Annotated in this window: 15 protein-coding genes; 4 read left to right on the top strand and 11 right to left on the bottom strand. The window is 73.8% G+C overall.

Annotated elements, in window-relative coordinates:
• Nucleotides 1–16: 16 nt before the first annotated feature.
• From KPL60_RS30275 to KPL60_RS30225, 11 genes are all read right to left on the bottom strand, one after another.
• Entirely contained in the window at nt 17–616 is a 600-nt protein-coding gene (locus KPL60_RS30275) for an alkaline shock response membrane anchor protein AmaP (protein ID WP_179761582.1), read from the bottom strand.
• Entirely contained in the window at nt 616–1,161 is a 546-nt protein-coding gene (locus KPL60_RS30270; protein ID WP_226354240.1) for a DUF6286 domain-containing protein, read from the bottom strand. The genes KPL60_RS30275 and KPL60_RS30270 overlap by 1 nt, the downstream gene beginning before the upstream one ends.
• A complete protein-coding gene (locus tag KPL60_RS30265) occupies nt 1,158–1,673 on the bottom strand; it encodes an Asp23/Gls24 family envelope stress response protein (RefSeq protein ID WP_226367922.1) in 516 nt (171 codons plus the stop codon). Before KPL60_RS30265 ends, KPL60_RS30270 begins: the two co-directional genes overlap by 4 nt.
• A gap of 5 nt (nt 1,674–1,678) precedes the next feature.
• Nucleotides 1,679–1,891, bottom strand: coding sequence for a hypothetical protein (locus tag KPL60_RS30260; RefSeq protein WP_179761584.1), 213 nt, complete (start codon nt 1,889–1,891; stop codon nt 1,679–1,681).
• A 67-nt stretch (nt 1,892–1,958) separates the two neighbouring features.
• Entirely contained in the window at nt 1,959–2,360 is a 402-nt protein-coding gene (locus tag KPL60_RS30255; protein ID WP_073575989.1) for a hypothetical protein, read from the bottom strand.
• The gene (locus KPL60_RS30250; RefSeq protein WP_226354238.1) at nt 2,357–2,821 is read right to left on the bottom strand and encodes an Asp23/Gls24 family envelope stress response protein; all 465 of its coding nucleotides are present in this window, start codon (nt 2,819–2,821) and stop codon (nt 2,357–2,359) included. Before KPL60_RS30250 ends, KPL60_RS30255 begins: the two co-directional genes overlap by 4 nt.
• Before the next feature lie 281 nt (nt 2,822–3,102).
• On the bottom strand, nt 3,103–3,576 hold the full coding sequence (locus KPL60_RS30245; protein ID WP_226354237.1) for a hypothetical protein: 474 nt from the start codon (nt 3,574–3,576) through the stop codon (nt 3,103–3,105).
• 109 nt (nt 3,577–3,685) lie between these two features.
• A complete protein-coding gene (locus tag KPL60_RS30240; RefSeq protein ID WP_226367921.1) occupies nt 3,686–4,501 on the bottom strand; it encodes a trans-aconitate 2-methyltransferase in 816 nt (271 codons plus the stop codon).
• Nucleotides 4,502–4,607: 106 nt separating this feature from the next.
• Complete coding sequence (locus tag KPL60_RS30235) at nt 4,608–5,153, bottom strand: L,D-transpeptidase (RefSeq protein WP_226367920.1); 546 nt, start codon at nt 5,151–5,153, stop codon at nt 4,608–4,610.
• A 316-nt stretch (nt 5,154–5,469) separates the two neighbouring features.
• Nucleotides 5,470–5,796 (bottom strand): putative quinol monooxygenase, encoded by a 327-nt coding sequence (locus KPL60_RS30230; RefSeq protein WP_226354234.1) that lies wholly within the window; start codon nt 5,794–5,796, stop codon nt 5,470–5,472.
• Between the two features lie 106 nt (nt 5,797–5,902).
• Nucleotides 5,903–6,928: an NAD(P)-dependent alcohol dehydrogenase gene (locus tag KPL60_RS30225; RefSeq protein WP_226368273.1), complete on the bottom strand. Its 1,026-nt coding sequence runs from the start codon at nt 6,926–6,928 to the stop codon at nt 5,903–5,905.
• A 259-nt stretch (nt 6,929–7,187) separates the two neighbouring features.
• On the opposite strand from KPL60_RS30225, the gene KPL60_RS30220 reads away from it, so the two are divergent.
• From KPL60_RS30220 to KPL60_RS30205, 4 genes are read left to right on the top strand one after another with little or no spacing between them, the layout of a single operon-like run.
• Nucleotides 7,188–8,297, top strand: coding sequence for a hypothetical protein (locus tag KPL60_RS30220; RefSeq protein WP_226367919.1), 1,110 nt, complete (start codon nt 7,188–7,190; stop codon nt 8,295–8,297).
• A 17-nt stretch (nt 8,298–8,314) separates the two neighbouring features.
• Nucleotides 8,315–8,845: a PadR family transcriptional regulator gene (locus KPL60_RS30215; RefSeq protein ID WP_226367918.1), complete on the top strand. Its 531-nt coding sequence runs from the start codon at nt 8,315–8,317 to the stop codon at nt 8,843–8,845.
• A 57-nt stretch (nt 8,846–8,902) separates the two neighbouring features.
• Entirely contained in the window at nt 8,903–9,352 is a 450-nt protein-coding gene (locus KPL60_RS30210; protein WP_226367917.1) for a DUF1707 domain-containing protein, read from the top strand.
• Entirely contained in the window at nt 9,339–9,746 is a 408-nt protein-coding gene (locus tag KPL60_RS30205) for a hypothetical protein (protein WP_226354230.1), read from the top strand. Before KPL60_RS30210 ends, KPL60_RS30205 begins: the two co-directional genes overlap by 14 nt.
• The last annotated feature ends 26 nt before the right edge of the window (nt 9,747–9,772 follow it).

The following is a 9,772-nucleotide window of genomic DNA, read 5'->3' as shown; positions in this document are numbered from 1 at the left end:
TGCGTGCGTGCTGTGCTCAGCCCACCCGCGAGTGCTCCTTCTCCTCGGCCAGGCGCAGCACCAGGTCGGCGCGCCCGGACTCGATGTCCAGTGCGGACCGCAGCCGCGGCAGCGCGTGGTCGGTGATCCGGGTGCGCAGCGCGGCGAGGTCGGCACCGTCGTCCGCGGTCACGTCCAGGTGGATCTCCGGACGGCGGCGGTCGCCGACGAGCGCGGCGGCGGCGCGCTGGACGCCGTCGTAGCTCTCGATGTCGGCGGCCAGTGCGTCCGCGGCGTGGTCGGAGTGGATCCGGGTCGTCCCGGCGTCCCGGCCCGCCACCTGCGCCGACGGCAGCGTCCACGCCGAGGTGCGCGGCCTGCGCCGGGCCTGGGCGAGCAGCCAGCGCAGCGCCAGCAGCCCGACCACGACGGCGACGGCGAGCGTCACCCACGGCGCCCATTCGGGCAGCGTGAGACCGGCGGGCAGCAGCGGGACCGACGGGTCGATCCCGGGGAGCACCTGGCGCAGGACGCCGGTGCCGAACAGCAGCCCGAACACGCCCGCGGCGAGCAGGACGAGCCCGATCAGGAACAGCAGGGTCCGGTTGAGCCGGGCCGGTGGGGTCGCGCTGGCCATCACGCCTCCTGCTGCTTCGTGCCGGTCACGGACACCGTGACCTTCGGGCTGCGGGCCGGCCCGACGGCGTCGAGCCGCTGCGCGACCGCGCTGCGGACCCGGTCGCGCAGGTCCTTCGGGTCGCCGAACGCGGCGTGCGCGGTGACGGCGGCGCGGCGCCCGGTGCTCTTCACCGACGCCTTGGTGACGCCGTCGACACCGGTGGCGGCGTCGGCCAGCGCCCGGTTGAGGCTGCGCCGGGTGATCCCGGAGTCGAGGTGCTCGGCACCGCCCGCCGAGGTCAGCGGGAACACGGTCGGGGTGCCCGGCCGCAGTGCGACCACGACGAGCACCAGCCCGACCAGCCCGACCAGACCGGACACGACGAGCACGGGCACGTCGGCACCGGTGAACCCGGCGATGGTGGAACCCAGCACGCCGAAGTCGACGATCGGCTGCTGTCCGAGGAGCAGCTGCACGACCGCGACGGCGACGACGACGCAGAGCGCGAGCAGGACCAGCGCCACGATGCCCGCGGCGAGGGACTTGCGGGGGCGGCGGATCATTCGAGCTCCCTCGCGGCCGGCCGGGCGGCGCCCGGGACGGTGAGTGCGGTGACGACGACGTCGACCCGCGCGACGGACAGCCCGGTCAGCGCCTCGACCTGCCGCACGACGTGTGCGCGGGCGCGGTCGCAGACCGCGGCCACCGGGGACGGGTAGGCGACGGAGATCCGCGCGTCGATCCGGGTCGACTGCCCGGAGACGGTCGCCTCGACGCGGGGGTGGCCGCCGGAGTCGTCGCGGCCGAGCATCCGCCCGACCGTGCCGGTGGTGCCACCGACACCCTCGGTCTCCTCCAGGGCCCCGAGCGCGATCTTCTGCACGACCTGGTCGGCGACGTCGACCCGGCCGCGGTCCTCCGGGGCCGTGCCGCCGGAGCCGTCGGCACCCGCGGAGCCGGTGCCGGTGTCGATCGTGCGGGTCGGGGTGTCGTCCGGCGGGGGAGGGGCGAGGCGGGTGGCCCGGATCGTGTCCGGGTCCCCGGTCGCCGTCCCCGTCGGCTCGACGGTGCTCACCGGGTTCACCGGACCTTGTCGCGGCCGCGCCCGGACAGCCCCGACCGCTCGGAGAGCTCGGACAGGTCGAGGTCGCCGTCGAGCCAGCGGCCGATGGCGAGGCCGATCGCGCCGAGGATCAGGGCGAGGACGAACCCGCCGAAGCCGCCGACGATGCCGGCGATGGCCAGGAGGAGACCGGCGATCAGGCCGATCTGGGTGTTGGTGGACAGGGACATCACAGTCACGTCCTTCGAGACGAGGAGGTACCGGACGTCCGGGGATGTGGACGGGCGTCCGGGCGGATCAGGGGGTGGCCGCGGGAGGGACCGGGAGCTCGCCGGTGGCGGGTGCCGAGTCCGACGGCCGGATCGGCGTCGACTCGGTGGGGCCGGCGTAGTCGCCGACCACCACGTCCACCCGCGCGCCCCCGACGACCGGGAGCAGCGCGGTGCGGACCTGGCGGTCGATCTCGGCCACGGAGGCCGGGTAGCGGCCGACCACGTGCACCTCGACGGCCGGGGCCGTGGGGTCCACGCGGATGCCGCTCACCCGGCGTCCGGGCAGGTAGGTGGCGATCTCACCGAACCGGCCGCCGTGCAGCTGTGCGACGCCGGGGCAGCCCAGCACCGCGTCGGCGATCCGGTCGGTGTCGACCGCACCCGTGGCGACGATCCCGTCGCCGTCCGCGGCGACGCGGGCGCTCACGCCACCCGCGAGGTGGACTCGATCTTCTTCGGCTCCTCGTCCTTGCCGTCGTCCTCGGACGGCAGGTGGACGTCGTCGACCGAGATGTTGACCTCGACGACCTCGAGCCCGGTCATCCGCTCCAGGGCGGAGATGACGTTGCGGCGCACGGCCTTCGCCAGGTCGGCGATGGAGACGCCGTACTCGACGACGACGTTGATGTCGACGGCGGCCTGCTTCTCGCCGACCTCGACCGACACACCCTGCGAGGCGTTGGTGGTGCCACCCGGGATGCGCTCGCGCAGCGCGCCGAACGCGCGAGCCGCGCCGCCGCCGAGGGCGTAGATGCCGCTGACCTCGCGGGCCGCCAGGCCGGCGATCTTCGAGACGACCGTCTCGGCGATTCGGGTGCTGCCGTGCTCGGACTGCAGGGCGGACGGGGTGCCGGTGACGGCCGGGGCCTTGGTGTCGGTGGTGCTCATGTGCGCCTCCAGGTCATGGCCCGGTATCGGGCCTCACAGTGGTCCGGATCGGGGGGCCGGTTCGCACCGGTTGTGCCCCCTCGATCCGCTCGACACACATGGGAGGCCCGGCGGTGGCGCATCCTCACGCACGACTTCGGGTGGTCGTCGTCACACCGCGGTCGGGGTTACGGGTCGCTGACCTGGGCAGGAACCCTCTGACCTGCGACGGGAGGGCTCCGCAGGGGGGTCGGAGTGGCGGCTTTGCGATCACACGATCGGATGATCATCGGACGTGGCGCTCAGCCGGGCGGGAGGCCGATCGTCCAGCCGGTGACGTCGCGCAGTGCCACCTGCCAGCAGGCCGGCTCGACGTAGTTCGGCCCGCCGACGGCGGTCGGGACCACGAGCGCGTCGGTGAAGTAGATCCAGTGGATGTCCTTCACCGGGATGTCCCGGCCGGGGCGCTCGTCGCCGCGGCCGTCGGCCATGTCGTCGAACATGTCGGCCATGGACGCCGCGGACTCGTTGCCCGGGTCGCCCGCGGTGAGCCGGCGCAGCTGGTCCCCGAGCCCGCGCAGCCAGGCCGAGGGGTGCACGGCGTTGCCGAACACCAGCCCGGCCGGCGTGGCGACGGTGAGCGGGACGCTGTTGCGCTCGTCGCGGTAGGCGATCGACAGCACCGCCTGCAGGTAGCTCGGTGCGCTCAGCTCGGGGATCGTGACCACGCGCTGTGCGTCGGCCATCCCGGCGGGTCCGTCGGCTTCGACCGTCATGGCTCCGGACGGTAACCAGGAACCGCCCGGTCACGACAGGTCCACGTCGACCTGACGAGAACGGCCGGACGGTCCAGCGGTCGCACCGCCACCCGGCCCAGCCGACCCCTCAGGAACGACGTGCGCGCGCTGCGACGCCCGGCTCCGGGCGGCGCGGGGACGGCACCGCGACCTCGGGGTGGACGACGACGTCGAACCGGGCCCCGGCGCCGTCGGGGCCGACGCCGTCGACGGTCTCGTGCGCCCGGACCGTCAGCCCGCGGGCGGCCGCCGCGGCGGCGAGCGCCTCGTGCACCCGGTCGGCCGTCCCGGCCTGCCCGAACGCCCCGCGGTAGTGGTAGGCGAGCAGCATCCCGCCCGGCCGCAGGCGGTCCAGCAGGGCGGCCAGGCCGACCTGCAGTGTGACCGTCTCCCAGTAGTAGAGGACGTCGGAGCAGACGATCAGGTCGAAGTCGCCCTCGGGCATCTCGTGCGGGAGCGTGCGGCGGACGAAGGTCCCCGACGGCACCCGGGCGGCGGCCCGCTGGACCGCGGCCGAGCAGATGTCGACCCCGAGCAGCGCCGCGGTGTGCCCGGCGAGTCGGACCGACAGGTCACCCTCGCCGCAGCCGACCTCCAGCACCCGGTCGAAGCGGCGGCCGGCGAGCGCGTCCATGACGGTGCCGTACTTCTGCTGCTCGTAGGCCGACAGCCCGATCGAGTACGGGTCCGGGCTGCGGTAGAGCCGGTCGTGCGTGCGCCGGCCCCAGCCCGGCTGCCACAGCCAGGTCTGGCCGGTCCAGCGCGGGTCGTGCTCGTCGCGGCCGAGCCGGGCCAGGCTGCGCACCGGGACCGCGGCGGCACGCGCGCCGCCGCTCAGGGAGAGCCGCGCGATCCGCCGGGCGTGGTCGATCGGCGTGCGACGGGCGGGTCGGCTCTCGGCCATCGGGCGCTCCCGGGGACGGACGGGTGATACGTCCGGTGTGTCGCCGGACGACCACCTCCGCGTTACGCCGGACGACCGAGCAACCCCCGATGCGGTGACTCCGCGCTCACTGGCCCTTACGGGCCGCGGTCTCCTCGGAGGCCTTCACGACCTGCACCTGGTCGCCGATCTGCAGGTAGTCGAAGTACGCCTTGGCCTCGTTCGGCGGGACGTGGATGCAGCCGGCCGAGGAGCGGTTCGGGTCGCCGCTGTGGAAGGCGATGCCGCCGTCGTTGAAGAACACCGACCAGGGCATCGGGGCCGGGTCGCCGTTCGGCAGCCGCGACTCCTCGCTCTTGTGGGTCGCGTCCTTGCGGTAGACGCGCAGCGAGTGGCCGACCGGGGTCTCCTGGCCGTTGCCGCCCGAGGAGATGCCGATCGGGCCACGGATGACCTTGCCGTCCTGGATGAGCCAGGACTTCTGCGAGTCCAGGTCGACGCAGGCCTTGGCGGTGATCGAGCACGGGGTGCCCGGGACGAGCGGCTGTGCGCGGGCCTGCTCGGCGGCGGGGGATCCGGCCAGTGCCGTCCCGGCGACGGCGACACCCGCGATGGTGGCCAGTCCGAGGCCCAGTGCGACGAGGCGGCGGGGCCGCTGTCGGACGGTGTCCATGGGGTGCTCCTGTTCGTCCGCGTCGCCCGGGGCGGCGACGCCACGTGATCGTTCCGTCACCGTGGGAGACGCGCGGGGAGCGCCCAGGTTGCGTGACGAAAAGCTCTGCCGTGCGCGGCCAGTCTGCACCCCGGCCCCGACCGGCCCGGACGCGGTGTGCTCCCGTCCCGATCACCCGGAAGGACCGTCTCGGTTCCGATGTCCGGTCCGCCCGGCTCCGTCCGTCCGGCGCAGCCGGGACACCTGCTCGCGGCATCGGTGGACACGACGATGCCGGCGACCCGTGGGGCCGCCGGCATCGTCGGGAGGGACGGGGTCAGTGCGGGGTGACCTCACCCATCTCGACCCAGGCGTCCTTGCCGTCCTCGCTCTGGAAGTTGATGAGCGGCTTCTCCGGCACGACCGAGCCCATGAAGTCGAAGAACTTCTGCGCGTGGTCGGTCTTGACGTGCGCGTCGCCGGCCGCGCTGTCCTTGAAGACCTCCACGATCACGAACTCGTTCTGCTTCTCGACGTTCTCGTGGTAGTCGAAGGAGATGTTGCCCGGCTCCGAGTTCACGTCCTTCTTGTACTGCGAGATGCCGGACAGCCACTCCTCGCGCTTGTCCGGGCGGATCTGGGCCTTGAGCACGATGAGGATCACGTGAGCCTCCGGTTCACTTCTGGTCGGCAACGTCGCCGGGATCGTTCCACGGATCGCCCCACCGCGGGCGTCTCGAAGTGCGACGCCGCGGGGCTTGACGGACCCCTCAGGCGAAGGTCGCGGTGTCGATCACGAAGCGGTAGCGCACGTCGCCCCGCACGACCCGCTCCCAGGCCTCGTCGACCTGGTCGCAGGAGATCGTCTCGATGTCGGCGCCGAGGCCGTGCTCGGCGCAGAAGTCCAGCATCTCCTGGGTCTCGCGGATGCCGCCGATCTTCGAGCCGGACAGGCTCCTGCGGCCCGCGACCAGCGAGAACCCGTGGTAGGACAGCTTCTCCTCGGGTACGCCGACGTTGACCATCGAGCCGTCGAGCTTCAGCAGGCCGAGGTAGTCGTCGACCGGGATCACCGCGGCGACGGTGTTGACGATCAGGTCGAAGCGGCCGGCCAGCTCGGTGAAGGTGGCCTCGTCCTCGGTCGCGTGGTAGTGCGCGGCCCCGAGTCGCCTGCCGTCCTCCTGCTTGGACAGCGTGCGGGAGAGTACCGTGACCTCGGCGCCCATCGCCGCGGCGATCTTGACGCCCATGTGGCCGAGACCGCCCATGCCGACGATCGCCACCTTCTTCCCGGGGCCCGCGTTCCAGTGGTGGAGCGGGGAGTAGAGGGTGATGCCCGCGCACAGCAGCGGCGCGGCGACGTCGAGCTCGACGCCCTCCGGGATGCGCAGCACGTAGTTCTCGTCGACGACGATCTGCGTGGAGTAGCCGCCGTAGGTGGGCTCGCCGTCGTACTCCGTCGCGTTGTAGGTCTGCACCTCGCCCTTCAGGCAGTACTGCTCCTCGCCGGCCCTGCAGTTCTCGCACTCGCGGCAGGAGTCGACGAAGCAGCCGACGCCGACGGTGTCGCCCACGGCGTAGCGGGTCACGTCGTCGCCGACCGCGGAGACGACGCCGGCGATCTCGTGGCCGGGGACCATCGGGTAGATGCCCTCGCCCCACTCGTCGCGGGCCTGGTGGATGTCGGAGTGACAGATCCCGGCGTACCGGATGTCGATGACGACGTCGTGCGGCTTCGGGTCGCGACGGGTCACGGTCCCGCGCTCGAACGGCTTGTTCGGGCCGGCGGTGGTCATGGCGGGCACGGTCGTGGGCACGTTTCCTCCTGGTCGGCGTCGCGTGGGGACGTCGTGTCTGGGGTGGCCGGGCTCCGGTGCCGCGGCGGGGACGGGCGGCCGTCGTACAACCGCATCGCCATGTGGCTACCCGGCAACGGTTGTGCGCAATGCAGTCGCGGGCTGTGGTTCACGTCTCCCACTCGAGAACGAGGGCCGGCGCCGAGGATCGGCCGGAGGAGGGATCCGCGACCGTGCCGTGGCGTCCTACCGTCGCCGCATGACCGGGACGAGGGGGGACGCCGCGGTGCGGCGGGAGGACGGTGTGGCCGGCACCGCCGCGACGACGGCGGTGCCGACGGCGCCGCGACCGTGGTGGAACCGGGTGGGCTGGGCGCTGCACGCGCTGCTGCGGTTCGCCCTGATCCTGCTCATGCAGGCCTACGTCTGGTCCAAGCTGAACCTGTCCCAGATGGGCCGGGCCGACTACTCCGAGGCGCTCGTCATGACCGGCGAGAAGAGCCCGATGGGCCTGCTGTGGGGGCTCATGGCCTACTCCCCGGTGATCCAGTTCCTCGCCGGGTTCGCCGAGCTCGTCGTCGTGCTGCTGCTGGTGTTCCGGCGCACGGCCTGGATCGGCGGCCTGCTCGGGACCGTCGCTCTCGGCACCGTCTTCCTGCTGAACATGACCTACGACGTGCCGGTCAAGCAGTTCGCCCTCGCTCTGACGGTCGGGTTCGCGCTCGTCGCGGCCCCCGAGCTGCCGCGGGTGGTCCGGTTCCTGGCCGGTCGTCCGACGGCGGCGACCGAGGGGTCCCCGCGGCTGCTGCCGTGGCCGCGGGTCCGCCGGGTGACCCGGTGGCTCGTGCCGGCGCTCGGGCTGGTGCTGATCGCGGCGATGGGGGTGCTGTTCCAGCAGGTCCAGCCCCCGTTCCAGCGTTCCGACGTCGCGCTCGCCGGGGTCTACCGGGTGGTGGAGGACCCGACGGCCCCGGCCGCGCGGCTCGCCGACGACCGGCGGTGGCAGCACGTCGCCGTCGGGCAGTGGACCTACGTCGGCCCGTCGATCCCGATCCCCGGCTACCCGCAGTCCGGCTCGGCCGGGATCTCGCTCCGGCTCGCCGACAGCACCTTCGTCCGGGGGACGTGGCGGCCCGTCGGGGACCGGACGATCCGCGTCGAGTGGAACGCGCCGCAGTCCGGGGCCACCTCCCTGGTCGAGCCCGCCGTCCGGACCGCCGAGCTGACCTGGACGCCCCGGCCCGACGGCCGGGTGGAGCTGACCGGCGACGGGCAGCGCCTGGTGCTGGAGAGCGACGAGGAGCTGCGCTTCCTCTACGACCGGGGCTTCTCCTGGGACGAGGGCAACGGGGCGGCCGTCAACCGCTGAGGCCCTACGCTGGCCCGATGCTTCCGCGGCTGGGACTCGCCGAATGGGTGGTGCTGGCCGTGGCCGGCGAGCGTCCGGTGCACGGTTTCGCCGTCGCCGCGCTCACCGCCGCCGACGGCGAGCTGGGCCGGGTCTGGCAGATCCCGCGCCCGGTCGTCTACCGGGCCATCGGCAGGCTGGTCGACGCCGGCCTGATCACCGCCGAGGCCGTCGAGACGAAGGGCGGCCCGCCCCGCACCCTCTACGCCGCGACCCCCACCGGCCGCGGCCACGTCGACGCCTGGCTGGGCACCCCGGTCCCGCACGTGCGGGACCTGCGCTCGGAGTTCCTGCTGAAGCTGGCGGTGCTGCATCGGCACGGCCGGGACGCGACCGCGCTGGTCGACGCCCAGCGTCGCGAGCTGGCCCCGATCGTCGCGGCGCTGCGGGCGGAGCAGGACCGGGCCGGGCGGGCGGGGGACGACGGCGCCGACGAGTTCGACCGGATGCTGGCCGCCTGGCGGCGCACCTCGGCGGAGGCGGCGCTGGCCTTCCTCGACGAGCTCTGACTTGTGCTCCCGACACGGATAGCGGATAGTCTCGATATCCGATCAGGAGGGGTGGTCATGGTGGACATACGCATCGGTGACGCCGAGCGGGAGCGCGCACTGGAACGGCTCGGCAGGCACGTGGGGGACGGGCGGCTCGACCTCGCCGAGTTCTCCACCCGCAGCGAGCAGGTGACCGCGGCGCGCACGGCGTCCGAGCTCGCCGCCGTCGAGGCGGACCTGCCCCGGCTGCCGCGACCCGCCGACCCGGAGCGTGAGCGCCGGGTCCGCCGGACCGTCCTGGCCGCGACCTGGGGGCCGTGGGCGCTGACCGCGGTGATCGTCCTGACGGTCTGGGCCGCCGTCGCGCTCGGCGGGGGCGGCGGCTACTTCTGGCCGATCTGGGTGATCGGGCCGTGGGGTGCGGTGCTCGCGCTCGGCACGCTCACCGGCCGCTCGGTCGCCGGTCCGTGCGGGCGGGCGAGAACCGGCGCGGAACGGGTACACCGGGTACATGCCCCGTCGTGACCTGACCTGGATCCCCCGCCTGCTGGGCGCCGCCACCGCCGCCTACGGCGCGGCCGTCGCCGCGAAGCCGGACGTGCTGCTGTCGCCGACGAAGCTGTCCGGCGGCGGCCGGACTCCGTCTTCGGGGACCACGCTGCTCGCGCGGGCGGTCGGCGGGCGCGACCTCGCGTCCGGCCTGGCCATGGCGCTGGCCCCGGCCGGCACCCCGCTCAAGGCCGCCATCGCGGTGCGGGTCGGCGCCGACGTCGTCGACCTCGTGGTGCTGGGCTCGCAGCTCCCCGACCGCGACGCCCGGGAGAAGGCGACCATGGTCGCCGCCGGCTGGGGCGCGCTGTGCGCGCTCTCGCTGCTCGCCGCCGACCCGCCGCGCCGGGGGTTGCTCGGGCGCGCATGACAGCCCGCGGGCCGTCCACCATGATC

Origin of the sequence: Pseudonocardia sp. ICBG162 (assembly GCF_020496225.1) — a bacterium.
Lineage (GTDB): Bacteria > Actinomycetota > Actinomycetes > Mycobacteriales > Pseudonocardiaceae > Pseudonocardia > Pseudonocardia alni.
The sequence above is the reverse complement of the archived record's forward strand: the minus strand, read 5'-3'. Positions and strand labels throughout refer to the sequence as shown.

Bases quoted from the DNA above. Each gene is read 5' to 3' on its own strand.
- KPL60_RS30225 (WP_226368273.1), bottom strand. From the start codon at position 6,928: ATGACCACCGCCGGCCCGAACAAGCCGTTCGAGCGCGGGACCGTGACC.
- KPL60_RS30245 (WP_226354237.1), bottom strand. From the start codon at position 3,576: ATGACGGTCGAAGCCGACGGACCCGCCGGGATGGCCGACGCACAGCGC.
- KPL60_RS30250 (WP_226354238.1), bottom strand. From the start codon at position 2,821: ATGAGCACCACCGACACCAAGGCCCCGGCCGTCACCGGCACCCCGTCC.
- KPL60_RS30220 (WP_226367919.1), top strand. From the start codon at position 7,188: ATGACCGGGACGAGGGGGGACGCCGCGGTGCGGCGGGAGGACGGTGTG.
- KPL60_RS30260 (WP_179761584.1), bottom strand. From the start codon at position 1,891: ATGTCCCTGTCCACCAACACCCAGATCGGCCTGATCGCCGGTCTCCTC.
- KPL60_RS30205 (WP_226354230.1), top strand. From the start codon at position 9,339: ATGCCCCGTCGTGACCTGACCTGGATCCCCCGCCTGCTGGGCGCCGCC.
- KPL60_RS30275 (WP_179761582.1), bottom strand. From the start codon at position 616: ATGGCCAGCGCGACCCCACCGGCCCGGCTCAACCGGACCCTGCTGTTC.
- KPL60_RS30215 (WP_226367918.1), top strand. From the start codon at position 8,315: ATGCTTCCGCGGCTGGGACTCGCCGAATGGGTGGTGCTGGCCGTGGCC.
- KPL60_RS30240 (WP_226367921.1), bottom strand. From the start codon at position 4,501: ATGGCCGAGAGCCGACCCGCCCGTCGCACGCCGATCGACCACGCCCGG.
- KPL60_RS30235 (WP_226367920.1), bottom strand. From the start codon at position 5,153: ATGGACACCGTCCGACAGCGGCCCCGCCGCCTCGTCGCACTGGGCCTC.
- KPL60_RS30210 (WP_226367917.1), top strand. From the start codon at position 8,903: ATGGTGGACATACGCATCGGTGACGCCGAGCGGGAGCGCGCACTGGAA.
- KPL60_RS30270 (WP_226354240.1), bottom strand. From the start codon at position 1,161: ATGATCCGCCGCCCCCGCAAGTCCCTCGCCGCGGGCATCGTGGCGCTG.